This is a genomic window from Thalassotalea euphylliae (assembly GCF_003390375.1).
Lineage (GTDB): Bacteria > Pseudomonadota > Gammaproteobacteria > Enterobacterales > Alteromonadaceae > Thalassotalea_F > Thalassotalea_F euphylliae_A.
Window position 1 is genome coordinate 29,127 of the sequence record NZ_QUOT01000001.1, and the last position, 24,962, is coordinate 54,088.

Here is a 24,962-nt window from a genome sequence, read left to right on the forward strand (position 1 = left end):
CTAATGAGATTTGGAGCAAGAAATTTAGTGTGCAATGGCGGTCGAAATGGAGAGTAAAATGAGCAATCAACCGAATAAAATAGATCACAAAACTGAGCATAAACCAAAGTTAAAAGAGTCTAACGATCCAATGGACTTGATAAGAATGCAGACAGAGGTTGGTTTGTTTGAATCTATGGTGCAGTCAAAAACATTAACGGTTGTAGTGATATTGGCGATTGTGCTCTTTGGTGGTTTTTTCTTGTTTCTCTATAAAATGGCCGGCGCAGCTTAATATCTGCAACACACTAATTGACATGCTGCCGCCGAAATTGTGATGGCGTACAACCCATCCAATCTTTAAATACTCGCGCAAAGTTGGAAGTATCGATAAAACCAACAGCTTCGGCGATGGATTCAATTGACGCTTCACTATTTTGCAATAGCCAGCAAGCTAGCTCGGCTCTCACTTCGTTGAGCAGCGCTTGAAAGCTGGTATGTTCACTTTTTAGTTTTCTGATCAAAGTACTCACCGATACCCCCATCGCTTTGGCGGCTTGTGCTTGTGAGCTGTATAGCGGGCTAACACTAAATAAATGGGTTTTAATGCGTTCAGAAAAATCGCCTCCTTGCTCACGTATCGCAATTAATTGATGGCATTCACGCAGTGCGTTGCGATAGGCGTAGTCATCTGCGGTAAGTGAGTGGGTATTTAGCAATTGTTGGGGTATTTCGACAAAAAAATGCTCGCTGCTAAATGTGTAATTAAATTCGGGAAAGAGCTCATAATATTTCGCTGACCACTCGGGTTCTACATACGGCAAGGAAACTGGAATATTTGCTGCTTTTTTACCTGTCGTTTTTTCCACGATGTCACAGAATGAGCCGAGTAACATGGGATACATCACTTGCGTAAGTTCTTGCAATGGTGACGATTCACGTATGGTGAATCGCGCGCCAAAATCTGTATGCTGATACTCAAAATTATACAAAGTAATACGTGTTGCCATTGCTTGTTCAATGAGTTTAAAGGCACTTTTTACTGTTGGCGCGGTGACTGCACCATAACCTAATGAACCATGCACTGAAATTGGCAGCAAACGCGCCACTTCAAGGCCAAGCCAAGGATTTTTCATGATGGCCAGCGCATTTAACACAATACGCCTAAACTGCTCAAAACTGATAAAGCGTTGCTGTTCTAGCAATGTCTGCCAGTTGAGGGTACTGCCGAGAAACAAGCGATCGATAGCAAAGCCATTATTTTTAATGTAGGCGCATAAAATTCTGGCATAACTTGGGTGTATTGATGGCTGTAGCCACCAATTTTCACCGCCTGGCTTGTTGATATCGCTTGTCATTACCCAAGCTCCTTATTAGCTTTTTCGACAGCATGAATGCTTTGAAAACTTCTTATTATTTGCCATCAAATTGACAAAATATGACGATTACGTGTGAATTTCAACGGTTATTTTGTGAGCAGTAATGGTGTTTGATAGTGCAATGATAAAAAAACTCGATAAGAGAGCAGGGTATGAATTTTGGACACACTTTTGTTGCTGATAACGGCGAAGTCTATATCGATAAAAAGCGCTATATGTGGTTACTCTCCTTGCTAACGCCGCTTATTGCAGTGGTTGGTCCCTTGCTATTTATGCGCTATGAAAGTGAGTGGTATTTATGGATTTTCTTGCCCATTTGGTATCTTGCTTTTCCATTAATGGATTTTCTCATGGGAGAAGATACGAGTAATCCACCAGAGTCAGTAATACCTAAGCTTGAAGCTGATAATTATTATCGCATTATCACCTTGCTGCACGTGCCATTAGTTATCGCCACCTTTATTTTTTTAGGTTGGTTTGTTGCGCATCATGGGCTATCACCCTCCGGCTATTTAGCAGTGGCTTTGCTCTCTGGCTATATTGGCGGGCATGGCTTAAACATCGGCCATGAATTAGGACACAAGCGTTACAAGTTTGATCGGTGGATGGCGAAAATTGTGCTGGCACCAGCCGCTTATGGCCACTTTTTTATTGAACATAATCGTGGTCATCATAAACATGTGGCAACGCCTGAAGATCCGGCATCGGCGAAAATGGGGGAGAGTATTTATCTGTTTGCACTTAGAGAGTTACCGGGTGGCTTTTTACGTGCTTATCGTGTTGAGCATGAGCGGTTGATTAAAAAAGGGTTATCACCTTGGACACTGAAAAACGAATTCATTCAAACCATGCTGATGACAGTTAGTTGCTATTTGGCGATGGCTGTGTGGCTCGGTGTTTCAGTAATCCCCTATTTGCTAATCGCTGCGTTTTGGTCAATGTGGCAACTAACGACGGCAAATTACATTGAGCACTATGGGCTAAAGCGCAAAAAGCTGGCCTCAGGTCGTTATGAAAAGCCACAACCTAAACACAGTTGGAACAGTAATCATATTTTTTCAAATTGGGCGTTGTTTCATTTACAAAGGCATTCAGACCATCATGCTAATGCCGCTCGCAGTTACCAGTCGCTAAGACACTTTGACGATTTACCCTCGTTACCTAACGGTTATTTTGGTATGTATATTGTCGCTTTTATTCCGTGGCTGTGGTTTAAGGTGATGGATAAACGTTTGGTTGCCATCACTGGGCAAAAATTAGAGGAGATTAATATTTTGCCAAGTAAGCAGGAAACCTTGGTACGTAAATACGGTTTACAGACAAGGTAGTGGGCGATATGCTGGGACATTATTCATCTGTGTGCTTTACAGCTATTAGGTGAAATATAAAATGATTTAAAAAATTAAGTAAAAAGGAATTTATTTTGGGTGAATTAATCATTTCGCCAATTATCATTTTTGTTCTGTTGCTCTTGTTAATTGTTGCCCCTTGGGTGCTGGCATTAATATCAAAAAGAGCGCGAGGTACAGAAAAGTTACTTTGGTTTTTATCCGCGTTTGTCGCTTCTTGGTTAGGTTATTTCATTTTCTATTTTCTTGTGCTAAAAAACCGAGCGATTGGCAATAGAGTTATTCCCACTGAATAAAGACTGCTATTTGGTTAAAGAAAGCATTTGAGTGTATTCATATAAGCAGGTTTATTGAATACATTCACTTAAGCATACGAGTCATTTCCAGGTTTTATGAATAAAAATACCATTCCTCATTTTATTGGTGTGATTACCAGCGTGATTGTGATCGCACTCCTCGTTAATTTTACAATCGTCGATGACTGTTTGGATAAAGGCGGTGCCTTTAGTTATGAAACAGGGCAGTGTCTGTTCGCTAATCAAGAAGTCTATGTGGCAAGCTATCACACCTACCTCGTTGCCTTATATTTCTTTATCGGCGTTACGGTTGCATTTTATGTGTCTAAGCTGGTTCGCAAAATATTAAGGAGAGCAGTGGAAGCTAAGCTATTAAAAATAAAGCTGAAAGCAGAATATAAACTAGTTATTAGATTGTTATGCCGAGCTTGCGTTTAGGTGTGGCAATAACAGCCTCTAGCATCACTGACAACTAGATTTGCGGCATAGCCTTTTTGAAGATTACTTAACACCGTTTGGGCAAAACCATTGGTTTGCGAACATGCGATACCTTCGCCATAAGGGCCAAAGTACACCAATTGTCCTTTATCAATAATTGCTACTGCGGGTGTCGATGGTACAAGGGCTTGAAGCTGCCCTTTGAGTGTTAGCTGCTCAATGGCAAAGTTGTCACTTAGAGCTTGTTTGTTAATGGCATTAATGTGTCGTTCACTGACCGTATTGCAGTGGCAGCCCTCTTGCTTAAAGTGAACGATGGCACGTTCACTTGCATTAAACTCAGGCGTTTTCTGCCAGTTAGCTAACACTTCTTGATGGGATAGGGCGAGTAAGGAGCGATTTGGGTCAAACTCCACCACTCGCTGGTTGATCAGGTACGCGAAGCTGATAATAGTGATAAGCACCCAGCTTATCACTATGATTATCTGACGTTTTTTAATGGTCACTTTTTGCTAAAAGCCTTGTTTGTAAACCTAATCACTTAAACTGTAGTGAGCCCGTGTTAACACACGCGTTTACTTAAAGCGCGTGATGCAGTCAGCCAGTGATTTAGCCACATGGTCAACCGATAGCGCTTCGTTCGCTAGTAGTAGAATTTTTTCCTGATCTTGTTGTGCTGTTGCCCGTAGGGTTTCAGCACTTTGCGCAATACCATCAGTTGTTGATGATTGCTCTTCCACGGCAGCTGCAACACTCATTGATATCGCACTGGCTTGCTCAACCATATTTGCAACTTCCGCAATTTGATCGCGCGCAGTATGAGTTTTATCAATGACTGATTGGACGATATCTATACTTGATGCCATCGCGTCAGTGGTTGACTGTGAATATCCTTTAAGCAAGTTAAGTGTTTCACTGATTTTGTCGGTACTTTCTTTGGTGCGATTAGCTAAGGCACGCACTTCATCAGCAACTACTGCGAAGCCGCGACCTTGTTCACCGGCACGTGCCGCTTCAATCGCTGCGTTAAGTGCTAGCAGGTTGGTTTGATCAGCAATCCCCGTGATTTCTGACAATACGGTTGCAATCGCTTCCGTTGAGTTTGCCAATTCAACAACGTGATCATTGGTTTGTTGCAGAGCTGTGGTTAATGCTTCCGTTTGCTGATTGATACCAGAAATATCGTCGTTAGTGGATCGCGTACTAGCGTTAGCCGACTGCATTTGATCGCTTAGCTGATTGCTCTCTTGAGCAATTGATTGCACGGTAACAGCCATTTCTTCTGCAGCAGTGGCGATCATCTCAGTTTCTTGTTGGCGTTGGCGTGACGATTGTTCCAATTCTTTCTTTGCGCTCACTAAATTACTGGCATTCTGAGTTAGCTCCATCACTTGCATTTGTGCGTGGCTGATAAGCTGAGATATCACCTTTAATAAACTATTAAAGCTTGCCAGTGTTTTGTTATTACCACTGGTGTGCATTGACAAATCAATCGCTTGTTCATCAGCCGTCAGCTTTTCCGTTACGTCGCAAAGTTCATGGCCTGTGGCACTTTCTTTGGCCATTGATTTTGCCATATAACCTGCAATGAAAGCTTCGGTTATGGCATAAACCGCATGAATCAAGACGGTTGTAAAGGCAAGCCTGTCTTCGTCAAAAATATACACACCAGCATTGCTTGACTGCATAAAGTAAAATGCGAAATGATGAATAGCTACGCAACTAATCGCCGTAATAAAAATTCGCCAGTCTTGGAAAGCGATCAGGAAGGCCATCAAAATAAAGATTTCAAAATGAACTTCAATCAAGCCATAAGTTTGGTGGATGTGTAGCGCGGCAAAAATCATAACTGCCATGGCACAAACGTGTCTTGTTAACGCTGAATTAGGCGCGCTGTTTAAAAAGTACAGCGGTACTAACATCGCCGGTAAGCCAATTAAAAATGCTGATACAAAAGATTGATATACAAACCCAAGTACAACGCTTTCGATAAATAACGCTACAACGAGGTAGCTAAATAATTTATGTATGTTGCTCATAGAATCCCCACGATTAAAGTGATTCCAGTATTTTTATTACGCCCTTCACTGGGCAATCACTACCACTAACTGAACTCAATGTTGTTGTTAGTTTAAATAATAGACAATTGTAAAAAGGGCGTGAATTCTATGTAGGTTGGATGTTAAATGCAATATAAATTTGATGTTAATCAGCATGCGATAAGCTAATTTGTTACTATAGTGAAGCAACAAAATTCCCCTATATAAAATAAGCATTCAAACGAGCCGTAATTTTGGATAAAGAATTAAAAAACGCATTGGAGCATTTTGACCAGCTTAATGTACTTATCATCGATGATAATACGCTGGTTCATGGCTTACTCACTGATGCTCTATACGAGCTAGGCATAAAAGAAATTCGTTGCGCGCAAAACGCCTACTATGGGCTGCGTTTGTGCGAAGAAATGCATTTCCATATTGTGATTTGTTCATTCAATGTACAAAGTGATAAAGACGGTTTTCATCTACTTGAAGAGCTAAAGTTTCGCGGTTTTGTAAAGAAAAGCACGGTATTAATATTCCTGAGCGCAGAAACCAGCGAAACCCTTGTTAATTCGATTGTTGAGCTACAGCCAGATGATTTCTGGGTTAAACCCTTGTCGGCTAGCAGTGTTAAGAAACGTTTGACTTACGCACTGCAAATTAAGCGCAAGCTATTTAATATCTATCAAGCCGTTGATAATAAAGACAGTTCAAAGGCTATTTATTACGCTGACCGTTATTTACTGGATGCTAGTTTAGAAAAGTATTTCCCTAGTATTTTACGAATGAAAGGCGATTCTTTCTTACAGCTTCGAGAATTTTCAGAAGCAGAACGCTTTTTTAAGGATCTTTTGAATACCTACCAATATTCATGGGTGTATTTGGGCTATGTTAAAGCATTGCTAAAACAAGGGCGAATTGATGAAATTCAACAATTGTTGGCTGAGCTAACAAGCAAGCCTGATACCCGTTTTGCTACCCATGATATGCTTGCACAGTATTACATTGAGCAAGAAAATTACGCGCAGGCATATGACGAAATAAAACTGGCGCGTGAACTTGCGCCGCGTAATATTGAGCGTAACAAAAAATATTGGGATCTTGCCCGTTTAAATCATGATCACTTAGGTCAATACCAAGCGACCAAATCGATAGCAACTTATGCTAAAAATTCAGTGCATGACTCGCCGCGACTGCTGCTGAATGTGATTCGTGCCGGTATTGATTTAGCATGTACGTTAGCCGATAGCAGCAGCGAGAAAGTGTTACAAGAGTCAGAGCGTTATATTAAACGCTTGCAGGAACACCAAGAGTTCGGTGAATTTAAAGAACAGCTTTTGGTTGCACAAGCTCGTATTCTAAATGTTCGTAAGCAGAATGAACTGGCAGAGCGCTTAGTCGAAACTCATTTATCGTTGCGTACTAGCACGGATATAGAAGACAATTTAGATAAAGTTAAAGTATTTCACGAGCTAGGTATGCGTGAAGAAGCTATCACCATTTTGCAAGCGATTAGCAATCAAATTGCTGGAGAGAACTTAGCAAGCCAAGTGGTTAGCAAATACGTTGAACAGGAAATGAAAGAGCGGCAGGAGATATTTTTTACCGCACGTCAGCTGCATGAAATGGCGGTTGAACATTACCAAAAGAAACGTTTAGAACCAGCCCTTACATCGCTTATGCAAGCGTTAGAACTTTCGCCGCAAAATAGTAAAATAGCCATCAGCATGCTCAAAGTGTTATTGGCAATGAAGCGTGATCATTTGTTTCAAGACGAACATCAAGCGCTTGCTGAACAAGGCTTTAATATTTTAAACGACCACCACTTTACCGGGCCGTCTCTTGAGGCGGTCAATAAACTAAAAGGCCAGTGGCAAGCAACGTTAAACTAACTTCTAGTAATTCCCTGAAAGCGTTAGAGCTACACCTAATCGAGTATTTTCTCGCTCTGTAGCTTTAACCTTTTACTGACAACTAGGGCGTGTTGATCTTTCGAGATTGAATTTTGTTCAATCTAAACGCTTTCTGATCGCGGCGCTCGTTTTGTCTCATAGTCGTTCTCGACTTTGCCTCCTGAGTCGCTCTACCTCCTGCATCCATGCAGTCGTATGTAAAAATCGAGCAACAAAGAGCAGGAGGCGTTTAGATGAACCCCATCTATTAAAACAAAAGGGGCAGCGTCTGTTTGAATTTTCTACTGTGTTGGCACTTATTTATGGAGAATGACTACACTGCACAAGTGCCGCCTTGTATAAAACCCAAACAGGCTGCTGCAAAAACAACCCTGACAGATCAACACGCCCTCAGCTATCGATTATTTTTTATTGAGTTTTAGTTCTTCTTTAGCGACAAAAAAGAGCCTATCGCTGGCATGCTGAGGCAACAGTGGATTGATGGAAAATAAAAACGTTCCTGGTTGGCAGTAAATATGGCCGTTTTCAATTGCCAGAAATTCCTCTAACGCTTGTTCATTTCGCGATTCGCTTTCAAGCAACTCGGATGCAGGTTTGGCTGTCCAGCCGATATGCGTTTTCCCAGCAAGTTTAGTGAAGTTGCATTGCTTTAACATGTCTTTGAGAGTGATATCCGCGTCACTTGGTTCAGTGCCATAGGCAACGCTTTTATTGGCACTTAGCTTGATCAGTTTTGCGTCGTGAATTACGGCGAGATCACTAGGTAACTCTCTTAGGCTCAAATCTTTCTGTTCGATAAAGTCGATTAGCGCAGTTTCTGTGAGGTGATTATTTTGAGCAAGTTCAGGATTGCCACATTGAACACTTACGACAGGGCAATCAAAGTTCTGCTCAAATATAGCACCAAGCCTTAAATCGGACACGACGAGTGTTTTACAAAATAGCGAGGCCAGTGCTAAGTGGTCATGGCTCTGTCTCAAACTCATCGCATAAGCTGGGCTAGACCCCTGAGTATTTTGAAGATCGAGTACTGCAATAGGTTTTACTTGGCGAATGCTTGCCGCAAGCATCTGGGCACGTAAAAAATATTGGCTAAGACTTGTTGTTCCAAAACAACGGTCAAGGTTTTTACCTTCAGGCAATGCAACATGACTAAACGCTGGTTCATGGCGAGCGGCTTCAACAGAGGCAACAATAACACGAACGTTTATTTTTAATTTTTTAAACGCACCTGCTTTGATTAATTGATGCACGGCATAAAAGCCTGATGGCGAGTTGCCTTGCAAAAGCGTGGTAATGACTCGCCATGGATGGTTTTCATTGTTAACGAAATCAATAATGCTGGGTGATTCTAGAGACTGTAGCCAAGCCAAAGGCGTTTCTGGAATATCTTCCGCCGTTAAATTTTGAAAGTAAGCTATTTTGCTAAAGTCTATTGCCATGTTTCGCCTCAATAAATATCAGGTTTAACTTTTTATTGTTGGCGAATTACAAGAGGTCGTCGTTCTACCCGCCAAAATTTTTTGAACCTTATCTCTGGTTCAAATTAAATCGCGTGGCGGCACACTGGAGGTATATGCTATGTGCGACCACGTTTCGGCTACTTTGACATTTTTCGTGACGGCGATTTTTGAGCAAGGTCAATTAAACCCTAAATTCTATATGGATAAGTTTTTCTAACCTATGTTGGATGCAGTGACTGGCAATACTTCCAATAATTAAATCTGATGGACTTTCTACTACTTAGAGATAAACAAAATTTAATTGTGTAAAAACAGGGAGATAAGAAGGTAGCGGAACGCAAAGCTCAAAAAACACTCACTTTTAGCTATTCTAAAATATAACCATATGGTTAAATATTTTTCATTTCATTTTTTTGTAACAATAATTTAACATTTAAAGGTCAGAATTTGACCGCTATTAGCTTTAGTAAAATAAGTAAATTTAATAAGACAAGTAGTTAACGTCCCCAAAATATCCGAGAAAATTATGAAATATAATAATGATAAGAAGTTTTCCAAGCGTGCGAAATATAGTCCGCTTAATAAGGTTTTACTCGCTGTATTTCCTCTCACCGTTGCTGCTAGTTCGATAGCCGAACAGCAAGAAATTTGGTTAGAAGACTTTAATGATGCAGCAATTGATAATAAAGGTGCGATTTTTAACACCATTGACATGGATAATGTAACCAAGTGGTCAATTGATGTTGGAAATGCCGGATTAGAAAATGAATTTGATTGGTTCAAAGTGACCAATCAACAATTTGAAGGTCGAGACATTGGTGGTGATGCCACTTGGATGTCAGAAGTTATTGCTATCGCAGGTATGACCGATGTGTCGTTCTCAATGTTAGTAAGTGAATCGGGCACCCATGAAACATCAGATTTTGTCGATGTGTTCTATGCGCTTGATGGTGGTGATTTTGTTCGAGTAGAAAACTGGCAAGAAAAGGGCAATGCCAATCACACACTAATTGACGACTTTGGTTCGGTTACAGTCTCGGTTGCTTTAACGAATGCAAATTCGCTGCAGCTTAAAGTTGTTATGGCTAATAGCTCTGGCTCAGAGTACACCCGCCTTGATGATGTGCGTGTTGTTGCTGGTGAGCAAAGTGGTGGTGGCGAAGAGCCAGAACCGACGCCAACACCCGTTAGCCAAGATTTATTCTTTTCTGAGTACGTAGAAGGCAGCAGCTTTAATAAAGCTGTTGAGATTTACAATCCAACCGATGCGACTATTTTGTTAGCCGATTATCAATTTAAGCTTTATTCAAATGGTAGTGCGCAGCCAACTTCCGTCGCTAACCTAAGCGGCGAAATACTACCTGGTGACGTGCTTGTTATAGGTAGTTCGCAAATCCGCGATGATAGTGAACTACTAGGTTATGTTGACGCGCAAGAAAGTGCGGTGAATTTTAACGGTGATGACTATTTTGAACTGGTTAAGCAAGATCAGGTGATTGATTCTTTTGGTCAACGTGGCGTGCGCGAATCATGGGGGGCGAATAAAACGCTCGTGCGTAAACCTGAGGTGGTGCAGGGCGATAGCATTGTTGATGATGCATTTGACCCAGATCAGCAATGGCTAGAATACGATAGCGACACGTTTACCTTCTTAGGTAGTCATAACAGTGATGACGACGGCAGCGGTGGTGACGGTGGCGGCTCAGAACCACCTACACCTGTTGATTTTGGCCAATGTGGCGACCAGGCAACTTTGATTAGTGCAATACAAGGTAGCGGCGATGCATCAACATTGGTTAACCAAACGCATATTGTTGAAGCCGTGGTTACGAATGTACTACCCAATTTACAAGGTTTTATCGTACAAGAAGAGCAAACTGATAACGATGGTGACGAAACCAGCTCTGAAGCATTATTTGTCTTCTTAAATGGCCGCTCGAACTTGCCAACCTTAGGCAATAAAGTTCGCGTTCAGGGTAATGTCAGCGAGTTTTTCAATCGCACACAATTATCACTGACAGAAGAACACTTAGATTGTGGTCAAGGTGAAACTATTGAGCCGCAAGCAATTACCCTACCTGTAGCAGATAACGCAGCGTTTGAAGTGCTAGAAAATATGCTAGTTAGTTTGCCACAGTCATTATCGGTTATTGATACCTTTAATTTGACGCGCTTTGGCCAATTTGCCGTATCAAATGGACGTTTGTTTATTCCGACTAATGTTTATGCGCCGGGTAGCCCAGAAGCACAAGCATTAGCAGATAGAAATCGTCGCAACAAATTGTTGGTTGACGATAAAAACTCACAGCAAAACCCTGCTGTTGTGCCTTATCCGAGCCCTTCGTTAAGTTACAACACGCCTGTTCGCTTGGGTGACAAAGTATCGGGCTTGCAAGGCACATTAGACTTTAGCTTCGGTAACTACCAAATACAACCGACGGCAGCACCGGTATTTTCTCCAGCTAACGAGCGAAGTAATGAGGTTATTGCTAGTGCCTCTGATGAGCTTAAAATCGCCAGCTTTAACGTGCTTAACTACTTCAATGGTAATGGTGACGGCACAGGTTTCCCAACCCCTCGTGGTGCCGACAATGCGGAAGAATTTGAACGCCAGCAAACTAAAATAGTGGCAGCACTTGCGCAAATTGACGCTGACGTATTTGGCCTAATGGAAATTGAAAATGATGGCTTTGGCGATAATTCAGCAATCGCACAATTGGTTCGAGAACTTAACAACCAAGTTGGCGCGAATACTTATGATTATGTTGCTCTAGACGCTGACGGTATTGGCTCTGATGCAATCGCTGTCGGTATTATTTACAAGCCGAGTGTAGTGACACCTGTTGGCAGTGCGGCCACCATTACCACCACACCATTTGATTTTGGTAACCGTCAACCGCTTGCGCAAACATTTGCATCCAATGTCAATGGTGGTGCACAGGAGCGTTTCACTTTCGTTGTTAATCACTTTAAATCTAAAGGTGGCTGTGGCAGTGCGTCGGGTGCTAACCAAGATCAAAATGATGGTCAAGGTTGTTGGAATTTGCTCCGCACCCAAGCTGCCAATGGCTTACTTGCTTGGTTAGCGACTAATCCAACGGGTGTTGCCGACGAAGACGTGTTGATTGTTGGTGATTTAAACTCTTACGGTAAAGAAGACCCAATCACGGCAATAACCAATGCAGGCTACAGCAACTTATTGTCAACCAAGGTTGGTCCAAGTGCTTACACCTATAGCTTTGGCGGTGAAATTGGCTACCTCGATCACGCCTTGGCATCAGCTTCATTTACTCCACAAGTGCAGCAAGTTCAAGCGTGGCACATCAATGCAGATGAGCCAAGAGCGTTTGATTACAACGAAGAGTTTAAATCGGCAGAGCAGCAGGCCGCTTTCTATGCACCTACGGCATTTCGCGCTTCAGATCACGATCCTGTGATTGTTACTGTGCGCTTGGGTACGCAAGTAGATGGCGTATTAGGCGATTTTGATGGCGACAATGACGTTGACATCAATGATATTCGTGCGCTTTTGGCAGCTATTCGCGCGAATAACATTGATTTAGCAACACAAGACATTAACCAAGATGGTGTTGTTAACTTTACTGATGTGCGCGCCATGTACGGGTTATGTACACGTGCTCGTTGCCGAGCGGAATAAGTGAATAGAACTTATATTTACGCGCGGCGCTTGTTTAATACCAATAAAAGCGCCGCGCGGATAAAACGAATAAGAAAATTGAATCGGAACAAAGCAAATTATAAAAAGTAAGTAGAATAAGGAAAAAATATGAAAAATTTTACAAAGGTTATCTCGAAAACCTTGCTAACTGCTATGTTAGCGTTTACGTCGCAAGCGAGTTTGGCGACCATACTAACTGTTGAAGTTGCTGACCAAGCATATCAAGTGGGTGACTTGGTCACCGCTGATATTGTGATTTCAGATATTGAACAATTGGCTGGTAATCAGGTAGAAGTTGCTTCTTTTAGTTTAGACTTTTTGTTTGACAGCAATGAGGTTACAAATGCTCAAGTGACATTTGGTAATTTACTCGATCTTGGCGTTATTGGTTCTAGTCAGTCAGATGTTAATAACGGAGATTCATTAACCATTGACGAAGTATCGCTTGAAAGTCCTTTTGATTTGTTTTTTGAGCAAAGCCTAGTGTCTTCATTTGTATTAGCGTCAGTTCAATTCGAGTTAGCCAGTGCAGGTACTGTGGATTTTTCGCTGGCCAATGTAAGCTTGACCGATGGCTTTGGCACGTCGGGCGTATTTGCCCCTGCATCACTTGATTTGCGCGGTGCAAGCTTCGCTGTCAGCAGCGCTCAAGTACCTTTACCAGCAAGCGCGGCATTAATGTTATTGCCGTTACTATTTCTTGTGAGAAAGCGCGATAGCTAATTGATATCGCATATGCGTAAGTAAAACTCACACTTCAAACCACTATGGTTTAGCCCCTGCATTTTGGGGCTTTTTTATACCCAACTTATTCATTATTCATAGCTAGCTTATGCTAGTGGCTTTAAACCTTTTTCTTTATTAATACCGCCTCGCTATCCCAAACCAGCGTAGTCAGCACTTTTCCCAAAGTGATATAAACAGCAAAAATAATTTTATTTGCAATATTTAACAACTCCACTGGGTCTTACATCGCAACTGTTTATGAGCTTACAATTGATATGCCAATGTCTTACATTTTGTATGTGAATAAACCAAAGCCAAATTTAGTTAATCCAGATCAAAGTTCACTGAATTAAAACAATTTGCTCGTATTTTTTGAAAAAAAAATAGGCTTTAATAAGCCGTTTTATAATGCTAGCGAAAACCAATAAAAGTCTATAAATAACAATCACTAGCAGCATAATTTAAGAGTTTTGGCCGAGCAGGCCAGTTTTGTATTTCATTCAGTTTTTCATTCAATCAAGAGGTGTGAATGAGTAATGAGTAAAGAACAACGTTTTTCTGAGCAAGATATCTTGCTTTCAACCACCGACCTAAACAGTCATATCAAGTATGCTAATGATAGTTTTTGTAACATTGCGGGCTATGAATTAGATGAAATGATCGGTCAGCCGCACAATATGGTGCGTCACCCTGATATGCCAAAAGCTGCATTTAAGAATTTGTGGTCATATATTAAAGATGGCAAACCTTGGATGGGGCTCGTTAAGAATCGCTGTAAAAATGGCGATTATTATTGGGTTAACGCCTATGTTACACCGATAAAAAACGAAAAAGGTGAAGTCTACGAGTACCAGTCAGTGCGCACTGCACCGGATCGCGATGCTGTTGCCCGTGCTGAAAAGCTTTACCAGCAACTTAACGAAGGTAAATCACCAGTTCAGTTAACAGCGCAGCTTGATGCGACACTCGTTTTTCAAATCATCGCAGCATTAATGAGTGTGTTGTCTATTACCTCACTAGTGTTAGCGCCTACTAGTGTACTTGCCTGGATCATGAGTATTTTGGCAACGTCTGGCTGCTTTTTATTTGGTTTATGGCGAAAGCGCTATAAAACTGTGGTTAATCGCGCGAAGCAAACGTTTGATAACCCGTTAATGAACCTCGTTTATTCAGGCATTAATAGTGACTTAAGCTGTGTTGATTTAGCACTGAGAATGCAAAAAGCTGAATTAAGGGCGGTTGTTGGTCGAGTTGCGGATGACTCTGGAAAAATAGCAGAAAGCGCAGTTGAATCTGCTGAACGAGGCAGTGGTATTGCACAAATACTGTCGAGTCAAAAATCAGAGACAGAACAAGTGGCCACGGCTATTCACCAAATGTCGTGTACCGTGCAAGAAATTGCAGAGGTCGTTGCCAACGGTGCCAATGTTGCTCAACAAGGCTTAGTCATCAACGATCAAGGTCAACAAGTTGTAACTAACATGGTGGCAGCAATTAGCGAGCTATCTGCGCAGCTAGGTAATGTTGATAGCGCCATTAGCCGTTTAATCACTGGCAGTCGAACCATTGAAACCGTGTTAAGCGAGATCAGTAGTATTGCTGATCAAACGAATTTATTGGCACTAAACGCTGCGATCGAAGCTGCTCGCGCCGGTGAACAAGGTCGAGGTTTTGCGGTAGTTGCTGAAGAAGTTCGCGCATTGGCAATGCGTTCGCAGCAGTCTACTGACGAGATTGCTAAGTTGTTGGCACAGCTTAGGGAAGAATCAGATGCTGCGACCAATGCTATGGTGAAAGGCAATGACTTGTCAGCAAACTGTGTCGACCTTGCTAATGACACCGGTAGTGCGCTAGCTCAGCTCAATACCGAAGTTACTGAATTGGCCAACATTAGCGCGCAAATAGCAACAGCTGTTGAAGAACAATCTGTAGTTGCTGAGCAAATTAACCAAAATGTATCTACTATCTCGCAAATGTCGAGTGAAAGTGAACAACACGGTAGGGAAGCCGTGAGTTTAAGTGAAAACCTGCTTGATAGACTAAACGATCAAAAGAGTTTAGTTACTCAGTTTAATGGCTAGCCAATAAACTTTATTCTACCTAACACGCTTATAATTGGTAATAAGCGTGTTAGGTAGCTCACAACTTACCCTCTTGTTTATTAACGGTAATCTCGTATCCACCTAAACCATTGTTGCTGCAAACCTCTACTTTAAACAACTCTCTTAAATATCAAACACTTATTTAATATTAAGTGGTATCGCCGCCAACCTTGGCAATGTTGCTAAATATGTCGGTAAATATGTCTAAGTATGTCGAGTGATTACCAAGCGTTTCTCGTACGTCATTTATCGTATTAAAGTTGAATTTCATCCTATCCCTACTAGCGATAAACAATTGAGTTGTTAGCTTTTAGTCATGATTTATTGATATTGACTAACCCCTTTACAGCAACGGCTTGATGCAACTGCCAATTGATAATCAATAATTAAGATAGTGCAAAACAGCACAGCGAGACTGTAAATGCGGGGGAGTCAAAGGGATCAAAGGGAATAGTACTGAAATGAAACTTACCTCCACCGCGCTGAAAAGTCCGGCTGCTGTATCAGTAGTTGTTGCGTTTATCTTACTTGTTGGTTTACTGAGCCTAGTTAAACTGCCAATCCAATTGTTTCCAGATATTGAACGACCTCGTATCGCCATTCAAACATTTTGGCGTGCCGCTTCGCCACAAGAAATTGAGTCAGAAATTATAGAGCCGCAAGAGCGCGTGCTAAGAGGCATTTCTGGCTTACATTCAATGAATGCATTTGCCAATCGCGGCAATGCTTTTATTAATTTGGAGTTTGGCGTCGAAACCGACATGGATCAAACGCTTATTGAGGTAATCAGCCGTATGACGCGTGTTCAAAACCAACCTCGAGATGCGCGCCCACCCAGGGTTATGCTCGGTGGTTTTGGTGGAGGTACGCCTGCATTGACCTTCTTTTTCTTGCAAGCCTTGCCCGGTAATCCAGAGCCCATTGATAATTACATTGATTACGCCAGCGAAGTGGTGAAACCACGCATTGAGGCAGTGCAAGGGGTCGCGGGTGTGCAATTATTTGCTGATCGTAATCGCGAAGAGCTACAAATTCGCTTTGATCCGATCAAAGTGGCGGAATATGGCATTCAAATCCCCCAATTAGTCTCACTAGTGACTGCGACGAATGATGTGACTGGTGGCTTTGTTGATGTCGGTCGTCGGCAGTATACATTGCGGTTTAGCGGGAAGTACGATGCTTCAGACCTAGCAAACCTAATACTGGAGTCACGCAATGGTCGCAATATTCGCCTTGGCGATATTGCAACAGTGGAAGTACGTCGACCTGATAAGTCGGAAACCGCCATTCAAAATGGCAACCCAGCGTTTTCAATGCGAATTGATCGCGCTAATGGTGCCAATGTATTGGAAACATTAAACCGTGTTAAAAACGAAATCACTTTAATTAATGAAGAGTTGTTGGCACCGAAACAATTGGTGATGGTGCAATCATTCGATGCCTCAGTATTTATTTACCGCGCTATCAATCTAGTGCGTAATAACTTATTTGCCGGTGTGGTGTTGTCATTATCCGTACTTTGGCTGTTTGTCCGCCGCATGCGTGCCACCTTGATCATCGCAACGGCTATTCCGATCAGTTTATTCACCACCTTTATTGTGCTTCATATTACTGGCCGTAGTCTAAATGTGATTTCACTGGCGGGATTAGCCTTTGCCGTCGGGATGGTGTTAGATGCCGCGATAGTGGTGCTAGAAAACATTCTGCGCTTGCGCGATCAAGGTAAAGATCAGCATGAAGCGTCAGAGCTTGGCGCAAAACAAGTGTGGGGTGCGTTACTGGCATCTACCGCAACGACTGTTGCTATTTTTCTACCTGTGTTTTTCCTTAAGGATATAGAGGGGCAACTATTTGGCGATTTAGCGCTCACCATTGCTATCGCAGTATCTGTATCTTTGCTGGTGGCAACTGTGCTACTGCCAGTGTTAGCCAAGTATTTTTTGCGCCAACAGCAAGTGGTCGATCCAAATCAACGAGTCTGGCAATCCATTACCAACAAAGTGATGCAGGCAACGAGCACTAAGCGTGGCCGCTTGACCATTGCTTTTGTTATGTTGGCACTGCCAATTGCGGTCACTTACATTGCGATGCCCAAACTCGACTATTTACCACCGGTTAAGCGTGATGCGGTCGATGCACGGTTACAATTCCCACCGGGCTCTAATGTTGACACGCTAGAGCGTGAAGTGGTGGCGAAAATCGTCGAGCGTTTACAACCATATATGGACGGCGAAAAAGAACCCGCGCTAAAAAATTACTACCTTTTCACTGGGCCATTCGGCGGTAATGTTGGCGTACGTGTTAAAGACCAATCGCGTGTTGATGAGCTGTTAGATATCGTGCGCAATGAAGTTCTAGTTGATTTACCAGACACCAATGCTTTCGCCTTTCAGGGCAATCTGTTCGGCGGTTTCGGTGGTGGTAGACAAGTACAAATGCGCTTGCAATCAAAAGATAATCGCGCACTGCAAGAAGCGGCTAAGCAAGGTTTAGAATTTGTTAAACAGGCCATTCCTGAAGTGAGTGTTCAAGCAAGGCCTGGCGTAGAGATGGCGGAACCAGAGCTGAGACTCACACCTAACGATCGCGCTATTTTAGAGCAAGGCTGGGATCGTCGTGCACTGGGCAGTGTCGTTCGAACATTAGGTGACGGTTTATATGTTGGCGAGTACTTCAATGGTACTAAACGTATCAACATGATTTTACGCGCTGATGGTTGGGAAAACCCTGACAATTTAGGCGATGTACCTGTGGTAACTGGCAACGGCAACATTACCCAATTGTCTGAACTCGTTAGCATCGACCGTACCGTTGGGCCGACAAGGCTAACCCGCGTTGATGGCAAGCGAACCATTACGTTAAATATAAATCCGCCTCAGGGCTGGTCATTAGAAGAGACCATCGATGCGCTAAAAAGCCAAGTAGAGCCGAAACTTGCACAAGTGATGCCGGAAGATGGCAGCATCCACTATGGCGGAAGCGCCGATCAATTGGAAAAAGCCATTGGTGTGATGAGTGAAAACTTTGCATTCGCATTGGTGATTTTATTTTTACTGATGGCTGCCTTATTCCGCTCGGTTAAAGACAGCATGCTGGTTATTATCACCATTCCGCTAGCCACTGTTGGCGGTATATTAGCGCTGCAAACACTCAACCTTGTGGTATTCCAGCCATTAGATTTATTGACCATGATTGGCTTTGTCATATTGCTAGGCTTAGTGGTGAACAATGCCATTTTATTAGTCCATCAAACTCGCCAAGCAGAGCTAGTTGGTATGTCGCGCGATGACGCAGTTGAACAAGCGCTAATGTTGCGCTTGCGTCCAATCTTTATGAGTACGGCGACTAGCTTTTTCGGCATGTTGCCATTACTGCTTATGCCAGGTACGGGCAGTGTAATTTATCGCGGCTTGGCCTCGGTGATTGTTGGTGGCTTAGCAGTAAGCACCATTTTTACCATTATTTTATTGCCTTGTTTATTGCGTATCACTGGCCGAGATATTGCTATTAACCCCGCTTTCTTGGGCACTGATAAAGCAATTGGCGAACCAGAACAAGCCCATTTAGTTGTGGTAAAACCAGACTCTCAAACATAGTTGCAGCGCTGAGCAGTATGTAATGCGCCTATAGGCTACATAACGAATAAAACAGAATACTAAATTATACGTACAGGAAAGGATCATGAAAAAGTCACTGTTAGCGGTTATCACTCAAACACTCTCAAAGCCAATGTCGAGCGCGGCTATCATCGTGGGCTTTGCCAGCCTGTCGTTGGCATCAACAACGAGTTTGGCAGCGGAAGCGGAAAAAGCGGCACTAGTGAGTATCGATTTTGCAAAAACCGAGCAAGTAAACCCGACCATGTGGCTGCCAGCCAATGTTATCAGTCGACGTAACTCGCCGTTGTCGGCTGAGCAAACTGGGCAGCTACTATGGATTGAAGAAGTTGGCACTCAAGTAAGTGCAGGGCAAGTGATAGCGCGTCAAGACAACCGCCATTTAACGCTGCGTTTGGCACAGCAACAAGCAGAACTCAAACAGTATCAAGCGGATGTCGTCTATTTGAAAAAACAGCAGCAGCGGTTATCGACACTAAACCAAACTAACCATACCGCATTAAGTGAATTAGAACGTACAGTAAAAGATTTAGCAGTGGCGATTAACGAAGTTGACGCAACAAAACTGGCAATGGAGCAAACGAAGCTGGCGATTGAAAAATCAGAAATTAAAGCACCGTTTAGTGGCAGTATCAGTCAACGCTTTGTTGATGAAGGGGTGCTAGTCATGAGTGGTAGCCCTGTATTACAACTTGTTGATACTCATCACCTTGATGTAAAAATTGCTGCGCCTATCACCATCGCACCACACATTAAGGCAAACGATAAGGTCTTGGTTAAATGGCAAGGTGAACTGTTAGAACTGCCGGTCAGAACGTGGAGCTTAGCGGGTGATCAAGCTTCTCGAACATTCGATGTTCGCTTGCAAGCAGACGGTAGCGAGATGATGGCAGGCAGCGCGGTAACCGTCTCTCTGCCAAAAGCGGCAAGCAAGCAGGCAACGCTTGTACCTCGTGATGCTTTGGTTTTGCGTGAGCAAGAAACCTTTATTATGAAAATTGACGATCAAGACACAGCACAAAAAATCAGCGTATTAGTTGGCCAAGGAATTGGTCAATGGATTTCCGTCACCGGTAATGTAAGGGCGGGTGACGAAGTTATTATTCGCGGTGGCGAGCGCTTGCAAGCAGGGCAAAAAGTACGCCGTGATGAGGCATTAACGCAAGTGGCTGCAGTTAACTAATAGGGTTAATCGCGTTAAACCGACAAACCTTAAGCTAAAACCGCTATACACTGACAAGTTCGCGTGATTTACTTTTTATCTCTCTGGAGATAAAGGCTTAAACGCCATACCTTATGCAACGGTTAAACGAGTAAGCGGAAAGTGTTATGAAGAAGTTGGTGGTATTGTCTGGCGCTGGGATGAGCGCAGAAAGCGGTTTAAAAACCTTCCGCGATGCTGATGGCTTGTGGGAAGGTCACGATGTGATGGAAGTGGCAAGTATTGAAGGCTGGCAGCAAAATCCTGCGTTAGTATTGGATTTTTACAATCAACGCCGTCGCCAATTACTTACTGCGCAACCCAATATTGGACATCAATTATTAGCTGATCTAGAGCAGCATTTTGACGTCTCAATTGTTACTCAAAACGTTGATGATTTGCACGAAAGGGCAGGTAGCCAAAAGGTAATTCATCTGCATGGGCAATTATTGGAGTCAAAGAGCAGCATAGATGGTGACCTTATTTACCCTTGTCACCAAGATATCGAACTTGGGCAAACCTGTGAGAGTGGCAGCCAGTTAAGACCTAATATTGTCTGGTTCGGTGAAATGGTGCCTATGCTTGAACCCGCCGCCAAACTTGTTGCTCAGGCTGATATATTAGTGATTATTGGAACGTCTATGCAGGTATACCCCGCAGCAAGTCTAGCAAATTTCGCGCCCGTTGATACGCCCATTTATTACATCGATCCTAAACCCGCGATTAATGAGACGGTGCAGCAATTAACGAATTTAGTGGTAATTGCTGAGACAGCGAGTCAAGGCTTAGCATCGCTCAAAGAGAAGTTGCTGGAAATATAAATACATTTATATTGCTAGCCAAACTTATTGTCAGGTATGGTTTAGGCGCATTTAAAAAATTAGTTATCGCCGCTCGCTAATAAAGATTGCCAAACTAGCTTGGTACTTTTGATAGCTTGTAAATCGCGCAGCAAGCTCAGGCGATAAGTTGGCTGTTATTGAGTTCTTGTCGACTAATGAAAAGCCGCAACTGACGTAAAATTGCGTTAAATGAGGCTCAGCAAAGCATATAATATGATCAACTTCTAAGCTGCAATGTTTCAGTGCATGCTTGGTAAGCTTTTTACCTAAACCTTTGCCGCGATAGCTTTGGCTTACAACGAGTCCATGTAGCAATGCTTGTTTGTTGCCTTGCCTTAATTGGCTGATAATCACGCTGCCAATAATATTGTTAGACAAGTTATTGTGCAGGTAACTAGGTGATTCGGCAGAGCTGTTTTCGCTGGCAACAAATGCTTGGTCGTATCCTTTAAATTTCGCGCTGTAGTTTTGGTTGCGGTAAAAGCGTTTAACATCATTTTTATTCGCGTCAGCGCTAAAGCTTATATGATTTTCTTGCATTCTATGGTGCTAGTGGACTGTACAAAGAGTTTAGGTTGGAAATGGCGTTTCACATTGCCAGCATATTTCAAACGCTGCGCCATTTTGCTCTTTGCAAGTCGGACAAAACCAGTCTTCGCGTTGACCTTGGCGTTTAGCATCAGCAATTAACGTTTTTGCTTTGCTGAGCTGGCTATCATTTACCAGCCATAATTCTGGCCACGCATCTACAGCAGCTAATTCACCAACACCACCACTGGCAAATTCATTCTTTAAGATAACTTCGATGCCTGCCATAGCCAGCAAGTTTTGAATGTTAGCAACGACAACAGGGTTTTCATGGGTGTAGATCAGCAATTAATCCTCCTGAATAGCTCGATATTTATTCAGTACCGCTTGCGGTATTTCGGGTGATTCTAATGCGAGAGAGTCCATTTTGTCTTTAATTTTATTTAATGACTCTTTGGCCGCAGCCATAGACTCTTCACATGTGATGTTGATGGTTTCTAGAGACCGTCGTACATCGCCATATCTTGCACCCGCCATACGATGGCGCTCAGCTCGCTGGCTCAGTTTAAGAAAGGTTTGCAAACCTGCCAATATAGCCACCAATAAACTTAAAACTCCAGAGATACTCTTGGCCACTTCTTGTGATAACACTTGAGAGATTGCTTCAATGGGCACGATTACCTCAGCGCTACCTATCAACGCTGAGAGCACAATAACTGGAATGCCAAGCTGTAAAAAGCGCCGTTCATAAAGATTACCAGAGTCATAGTGTGCATTCTGCACTCGTACTACGCGAGTGTGCCATTCGTCGATAACTCGATGTGTTTCGCTGCTGATGTCCATAATTTTGTATCAAGCTAGGGCGTGTACAAATAATTATGGCAGGAGATATAAAAAAGGCAGACTTTAGTCGCCTGCCTTTGGTATCAGTTGATTTACTGTCGGTTTATACGCGCAGCGCTTTCTCACCGCGGCCAATGCCGACGCAACCTGAGCGAACTGATTCGATAACTTCGGTTTCGTTCGACACCGCACTTATAAAGGCATCAAGCTTTTCAGCATCACCAGTGACTTGCACTGTGTATACTTGCTTGCCGATATCAACGATATTACCTCGGAAAATATCCGCAATACGTTTGATTTCAGTGCGTGTTTTGTCATTCATTGCTAATAACTTAATGAGCAGTAATTCACGCTCAACATGGCTGCGCTCTGTTAAGTCAGTGATCTTGATCACGTCGATGAGCTTGTTTACCTGCTTAACGATTTGCTCTAAAACACGATCATCGCCAGAAGTGGCAATGGTAATGCGCGATAAACTTTCGTCTTCTGTTGGTGCTACGGTCAAGCTTTCAATGTTAAATGCACGTTGTGAGAAAAGGCCAACAATGCGCGACAAGCTGCCAGGTTCGTTCTCAAGTAAAATGGCTAAAATACGACGCATTATGCTTTCTCTCCTTTTTTGATCCACATTTCATCAACTGCGCCGTGACGCACCTGCATTGGATAAACATGTTCTTTTTCGTCAACAAGTACATCAACGAACACTAGGCGATTACGAGTTTCAAACGCTTCTGTTAATTTTTCGTTTAATTCGCTTAAGTGGTTAATTTGAATACCAACATGACCATAAGATTCTGCTAATTTCACAAAATCAGGCAGCGACTCCATGTATGAAGACGAATGGCGACCACCATAAATCATATCTTGCCACTGTCGCACCATACCCAGTGAACGGTTATTTAATGACACAATCACCACAGGTAAGTTGTACTGTAAACAAGTTGATAATTCTTGAATGTTCATTTGCACAGAACCATCGCCAGTAATACAGATTACATGGCTGTCTGGGAAGGCTAATTTTGCGCCCATTGCTGCGGGCAAACCAAAGCCCATAGTGCCTAGGCCGCCAGAATTAATCCATTGTCTGGGTTTGGCAAATGGGTAATATTGCGCGGCGAACATTTGGTGCTGACCAACATCAGAACAAACGTAAGCTTCACCTTTGGTAATCTCGTACATGGCTTCAACCACTTGTTGCGGTTTAATTTTGTCGCCATCAGCAGGAGCTTGGTAACTAAAGCTGTTAACACTGCGCCACTCTTTGATTTGCTTCCACCAGCTTGCTAGTGCCGCTTCATTGCGCTCATAACCAATAGCATCCATTTCTTCCATCAGTTGAGTCATTACATTGTCAACTAAGCCAACCACTGGGATATGGGCATTGATGGTTTTTGAGATTGACGTTGGATCAACATCAACATGGATAATTGTTGCGTTAGGGCAGAACTTTTGTACGTTATTTGTCACGCGATCATCAAAGCGGGCACCGAGCGCTAAAATAACATCAGCGTTTGCCATTGCTTTGTTGGCTTCCAAACTACCGTGCATGCCAAGCATACCCAAGAAGTTAGGGTGAATACCGGAAATGCCGCCAAGTCCCATTAAGGTATTGGTGATCGGGGCATTTAATCGCTCAACCAAGGTTGTTAATTGCTCAGATGCATCGGCTAAAACAATACCACCACCTGTGTAAACCACTAAGCGCTCTGCATTAGCAATGGTTTTCACCGCTTTCTTAATTTGCTTAGGGTGGCCTTTTACGGTTGGGCTGTAAGAGCGTAATTTTACATCAGTATCGATATGGAACTCGCCCTTATTTTGTGGGATCAGCATGTCTTTTGGTAGCTCAACCACAACTGGGCCAGGGCGACCTGAGTTGGCAATATAAAAAGCCTTAGCAATGATGTTTGGAATATCTTCTAATTTACGACAGTTAAAGCTGTGTTTCACAATTGGGCGGGAACAACCAACAATATCGGTTTCTTGGAAGGCATCATCACCAATTAGGCTGGTGGCTACTTGACCAGCTAATACCACCATTGGAATTGAATCCATGTATGCTGTTGCGATACCTGTCACACAGTTTGTTGCGCCAGGGCCTGAAGTGGCTAAAACCACACCAACTTCACCAGTGGCTCGGGTATAGCCGTCTGCCATGTGAGTGGCGGCTTGTTCGTGTCGTACCAGAATATGCTCAACATCATTCTGATTGAAAATTGCGTCATAAATATCAAGTACTGAACCACCCGGATAGCCAAAAATGTATTTGACCTTAAGTGCTGATAGTGCCTTGACCACCATTTCAGCGCCGGTATATAGCTCCTTCGTCATTGTCTCGCCCTTAATATGTTCTGAATTAATAAAAAACCCCCGGTCTGTGCAGAGCGGGGGTTTTTTGGTGTTTAAACTATGTCTTTCCTACGAATAGCACCAGCCCCGCTGTGGCTTGACAACCACGACGACCACGAGACGTACGATGAGGATAAATGCTGATTTCACGTTAACAAAAAGTTGCATAGCTGATTAAGTTGCCACCATTTTTAAGGGGTTCGCGGTCCTTTGTCA

The 24,962-nt window shown here is 42.9% G+C and carries 21 protein-coding genes; 11 read left to right on the top strand and 10 right to left on the bottom strand.

Going from position 1 to position 24,962, the window contains the following annotated elements; translation table 11 throughout:
* The first annotated feature begins 58 nt into the window (after positions 1–58).
* Entirely contained in the window at positions 59–274 is a 216-nt protein-coding gene (locus DXX94_RS00120; RefSeq protein WP_147302222.1) for a hypothetical protein, read from the top strand.
* A 13-nt stretch (positions 275–287) separates the two neighbouring features.
* Here the strand turns inward: DXX94_RS00120 and DXX94_RS00125 are convergent, their stop codons facing one another.
* Positions 288–1,337, bottom strand: coding sequence for an AraC family transcriptional regulator (locus DXX94_RS00125; protein WP_116013068.1), 1,050 nt, complete (start codon positions 1,335–1,337; stop codon positions 288–290).
* A 173-nt stretch (positions 1,338–1,510) separates the two neighbouring features.
* On the opposite strand from DXX94_RS00125, the gene DXX94_RS00130 reads away from it, so the two are divergent.
* From DXX94_RS00130 to DXX94_RS00140, 3 genes are all read left to right on the top strand, one after another.
* Complete coding sequence (locus DXX94_RS00130; protein ID WP_116013070.1) at positions 1,511–2,686, top strand: alkane 1-monooxygenase; 1,176 nt, start codon at positions 1,511–1,513, stop codon at positions 2,684–2,686.
* Positions 2,687–2,781: 95 nt separating this feature from the next.
* Positions 2,782–3,003 (top strand): hypothetical protein, encoded by a 222-nt coding sequence (locus tag DXX94_RS00135; RefSeq protein WP_116013071.1) that lies wholly within the window; start codon positions 2,782–2,784, stop codon positions 3,001–3,003.
* Between the two features lie 96 nt (positions 3,004–3,099).
* Positions 3,100–3,441, top strand: a complete 342-nt coding sequence (locus DXX94_RS00140; RefSeq protein ID WP_116013073.1) for a hypothetical protein — start codon at positions 3,100–3,102, stop codon at positions 3,439–3,441.
* Here DXX94_RS00140 and DXX94_RS00145 read toward each other — a convergent pair.
* Positions 3,438–3,947, bottom strand: coding sequence for a DUF6436 domain-containing protein (locus DXX94_RS00145; protein ID WP_147302223.1), 510 nt, complete (start codon positions 3,945–3,947; stop codon positions 3,438–3,440). The genes DXX94_RS00140 and DXX94_RS00145 overlap by 4 nt on opposite strands.
* Before the next feature lie 69 nt (positions 3,948–4,016).
* The gene (locus DXX94_RS00150) at positions 4,017–5,480 is read right to left on the bottom strand and encodes a methyl-accepting chemotaxis protein (protein WP_116013076.1); all 1,464 of its coding nucleotides are present in this window, start codon (positions 5,478–5,480) and stop codon (positions 4,017–4,019) included.
* Positions 5,481–5,734: 254 nt separating this feature from the next.
* Between DXX94_RS00150 and DXX94_RS00155 the strand changes: the two genes are divergently transcribed.
* A complete protein-coding gene (locus DXX94_RS00155) occupies positions 5,735–7,375 on the top strand; it encodes a response regulator (protein WP_181901443.1) in 1,641 nt (546 codons plus the stop codon).
* Between the two features lie 422 nt (positions 7,376–7,797).
* Here the strand turns inward: DXX94_RS00155 and DXX94_RS00160 are convergent, their stop codons facing one another.
* Positions 7,798–8,838, bottom strand: a complete 1,041-nt coding sequence (locus DXX94_RS00160) for a hypothetical protein (RefSeq protein ID WP_116013079.1) — start codon at positions 8,836–8,838, stop codon at positions 7,798–7,800.
* A gap of 547 nt (positions 8,839–9,385) precedes the next feature.
* On the opposite strand from DXX94_RS00160, the gene DXX94_RS00165 reads away from it, so the two are divergent.
* The 3 genes from DXX94_RS00165 (at position 9,386) to DXX94_RS00175 (ending at position 15,345) form a co-directional block, all read left to right on the top strand.
* The gene (locus tag DXX94_RS00165; protein ID WP_116013081.1) at positions 9,386–12,517 is read left to right on the top strand and encodes an ExeM/NucH family extracellular endonuclease; all 3,132 of its coding nucleotides are present in this window, start codon (positions 9,386–9,388) and stop codon (positions 12,515–12,517) included.
* Between the two features lie 129 nt (positions 12,518–12,646).
* A complete protein-coding gene (locus DXX94_RS00170) occupies positions 12,647–13,261 on the top strand; it encodes a hypothetical protein (protein ID WP_116013082.1) in 615 nt (204 codons plus the stop codon).
* Between the two features lie 539 nt (positions 13,262–13,800).
* The gene (locus DXX94_RS00175) at positions 13,801–15,345 is read left to right on the top strand and encodes a methyl-accepting chemotaxis protein (protein WP_116013084.1); all 1,545 of its coding nucleotides are present in this window, start codon (positions 13,801–13,803) and stop codon (positions 15,343–15,345) included.
* A 169-nt stretch (positions 15,346–15,514) separates the two neighbouring features.
* Here the strand turns inward: DXX94_RS00175 and DXX94_RS19420 are convergent, their stop codons facing one another.
* The gene (locus tag DXX94_RS19420) at positions 15,515–15,637 is read right to left on the bottom strand and encodes a hypothetical protein (RefSeq protein WP_258872051.1); all 123 of its coding nucleotides are present in this window, start codon (positions 15,635–15,637) and stop codon (positions 15,515–15,517) included.
* A gap of 190 nt (positions 15,638–15,827) precedes the next feature.
* Between DXX94_RS19420 and DXX94_RS00180 the strand changes: the two genes are divergently transcribed.
* The 3 genes from DXX94_RS00180 to DXX94_RS00190 all read left to right on the top strand — a co-directional run bounded on the left by DXX94_RS00180 (position 15,828) and on the right by DXX94_RS00190 (position 21,005).
* The gene (locus DXX94_RS00180; RefSeq protein WP_116013086.1) at positions 15,828–18,962 is read left to right on the top strand and encodes an efflux RND transporter permease subunit; all 3,135 of its coding nucleotides are present in this window, start codon (positions 15,828–15,830) and stop codon (positions 18,960–18,962) included.
* An 85-nt stretch (positions 18,963–19,047) separates the two neighbouring features.
* Positions 19,048–20,166 (top strand): efflux RND transporter periplasmic adaptor subunit, encoded by a 1,119-nt coding sequence (locus DXX94_RS00185; RefSeq protein WP_116013088.1) that lies wholly within the window; start codon positions 19,048–19,050, stop codon positions 20,164–20,166.
* A gap of 146 nt (positions 20,167–20,312) precedes the next feature.
* Complete coding sequence (locus DXX94_RS00190) at positions 20,313–21,005, top strand: SIR2 family NAD-dependent protein deacylase (protein ID WP_116013090.1); 693 nt, start codon at positions 20,313–20,315, stop codon at positions 21,003–21,005.
* A gap of 63 nt (positions 21,006–21,068) precedes the next feature.
* Here DXX94_RS00190 and DXX94_RS00195 read toward each other — a convergent pair whose 3' ends face one another.
* The 5 genes from DXX94_RS00195 to DXX94_RS00215 all read right to left on the bottom strand — a co-directional run bounded on the left by DXX94_RS00195 (position 21,069) and on the right by DXX94_RS00215 (position 24,728).
* Complete coding sequence (locus tag DXX94_RS00195; protein WP_116013091.1) at positions 21,069–21,566, bottom strand: GNAT family N-acetyltransferase; 498 nt, start codon at positions 21,564–21,566, stop codon at positions 21,069–21,071.
* 30 nt (positions 21,567–21,596) lie between these two features.
* Positions 21,597–21,902, bottom strand: coding sequence for a putative signal transducing protein (locus DXX94_RS00200; protein ID WP_116013093.1), 306 nt, complete (start codon positions 21,900–21,902; stop codon positions 21,597–21,599).
* On the bottom strand, positions 21,903–22,397 hold the full coding sequence (locus DXX94_RS00205) for an SLATT domain-containing protein (RefSeq protein WP_116013094.1): 495 nt from the start codon (positions 22,395–22,397) through the stop codon (positions 21,903–21,905). It lies immediately after the preceding gene.
* Between the two features lie 103 nt (positions 22,398–22,500).
* Positions 22,501–22,998, bottom strand: a complete 498-nt coding sequence (gene ilvN, locus DXX94_RS00210; RefSeq protein ID WP_116000510.1) for an acetolactate synthase small subunit — start codon at positions 22,996–22,998, stop codon at positions 22,501–22,503.
* Complete coding sequence (locus tag DXX94_RS00215) at positions 22,998–24,728, bottom strand: acetolactate synthase 3 large subunit (protein ID WP_116013096.1); 1,731 nt, start codon at positions 24,726–24,728, stop codon at positions 22,998–23,000. The genes ilvN and DXX94_RS00215 overlap by 1 nt, the downstream gene beginning before the upstream one ends.
* Positions 24,729–24,962: the final 234 nt, after the last annotated feature.